Source organism: Vibrio aestuarianus (assembly GCF_012395185.1).
GTDB lineage: Bacteria > Pseudomonadota > Gammaproteobacteria > Enterobacterales > Vibrionaceae > Vibrio > Vibrio aestuarianus.
The window spans coordinates 1-1,873 of record NZ_JAAZTU010000091.1 but is presented as its reverse complement, the minus strand read 5'-3'; the positions used below and the strand labels follow the sequence as shown (position 1 = coordinate 1,873).

Here is a 1,873-nt window from a genome sequence, read left to right as displayed (position 1 = left end):
GCATAACAAAGCATTTAAGACGGATTCGCAACGCTTGGTGTTTTTAGTGTAAATTCAGTTTTGTGATTTAAGTGGTTTGCCGAGATATTGGTGTTTAGCGTTGCTCACCACTTAATGCGGCGTTATGGCGCAGGGCGAAAATGGACAAAATCGTAGAATTAATAAAAGAAGACCCAATCAGAGTTGAGGCACTTTATCATGTGTCCCAATTGGGTTTGCCTCAATGCTACATTGCAGCAGGTTTCGTCCGAAATTTAGTTTGGGATTCATTGCATGATTTCAATGAACCGACTCCTTTAAATGATGTCGATGTAATCTACTTTGAACCGACGGAATCTAACTCCAATGCCTACTTGGAGTACGAAGTACTTCTTAAAGCTCGCATGCCCAAGCTGAATTGGCAAGTGCGTAATCAAGCGACAATGCATGAGCGTAATGGTGATGAACCTTATCAAAGTTCGTTGGATGCGATGAGTTACTGGCCAGAAAAAGAAACAGCTGTAGCAATTCGCCAAATTGGGCTAAACCAATATGAATGTGTTGCTGCTTTCGGGTTTGAATCCCTATTTAGTTACCGGGTCACGCATAATCCTAAAAGGCAACGAGAAACCTTTGAAAATCGCGTAAATTCAAAAGGGTGGTTAGCAAGGTGGCCTTCTTTGAGAATTGCGCCATAACAAACAATTTAAGAGGGATTCCCAACGCTTGACATTTTGCTTCTACTTCAATTTTAGTGGTTACGGTACAATGCGTTAGGTAAGGTGGTAGCGTTGCTCACCCCTTAATTGGGCGTTAGGCTTCATTTTAGTTAGGTATATAAATTCGTGGAAAAAACAGAAAAAATTGCATTGGGTGTGTTTGTCGGAGTAGTGGCGATATTTCTAATTTACGCTGCGTCTCTAATTCTATTAACTTGGCCTATATCTGAATTTTCAATTAATAAATCAGGCGTATTTGGAGATAGTTTTGGAGCCCTTACTTCTATTTTCTCAGGTCTTGCATTTGCAGGTGTGGTTTGGACAATTGTTTCCCAACGTGAAGAGTTAAAGGTCACTAGGGATGAGCTTAAAAACCAAGGGTTTGAAAATGCTTTTTTTCAAATGTTGAAATTACACAATCAAATCATTAATGAAATAGACTTAGTGAATACTCGAAAAGAGGCTGGAGTGGTTAGGACTGCAGGTAGAGATTGTTTTGTAACCTTCGTTAACCGTTTCTTTGAGCACTACGATGTTCAAGTTAGAAAGGGTGATGACCTCGAGGGTGAAGCAAACCGACTTTATGCTGCTTATTCGAGTTTCTGGGATGATAATGGGCATGAATTAGCTCACTACTTTAGATTTTTGTATAACATCTTTAAGTTTATTGATGAAAGTGAAATTAAAAATAAGCAGTTTTACTCTCGTCTGGTACGGGCTCAGTTGTCTGATCAAGAGTTGATTCTTATCTACTACAATAGCTTTGGTCCATATGGGAAAAAATTCCAGTCTTATATAGAAACATTTCAGTTAATGGATAACCTACAAAAATCATACGTAATTCATGAATCACATATGACGCTTATTAGTGATAAAGTGAAGTTCTGTGAACCAGAAGCCTAACAAACAATTTAAGAGTGATTCAGCACGCTTGGCATTTTGGGTTTGGGTCTAGTTTAGTGATTACGGCGTCCAATTTGAGTGTTGTGGTTGTGTGCTTCACACCTTAATTGGGCGTTATGTGTTTGGTCAGTTTTTAGGTCAAAGCTACGATTTCATTGAGAATTCGTTCTGTGTTTTCGGCAAGTTGGCTTGGTCGAAATGGATTCTTGAATAATCTGAGATTGATCGTTTTCAAGGTTCTTGGGTTGCCTCAATTGAGTTTTGGATCTGGT

General features: G+C 39.1%; 2 protein-coding genes. Both read left to right on the top strand.

The genetic code is table 11. The features are described 5' to 3' along the window. The first annotated feature begins 140 nt into the window (after positions 1-140). On the top strand, positions 141-677 hold the full coding sequence (locus tag HGG78_RS18695; RefSeq protein WP_172533811.1) for a nucleotidyltransferase family protein: 537 nt from the start codon (positions 141-143) through the stop codon (positions 675-677). 147 nt (positions 678-824) lie between these two features. Beyond that, complete coding sequence (locus tag HGG78_RS18690) at positions 825-1,601, top strand: putative phage abortive infection protein (RefSeq protein ID WP_172533810.1); 777 nt, start codon at positions 825-827, stop codon at positions 1,599-1,601. Positions 1,602-1,873 lie beyond the last annotated feature (272 nt).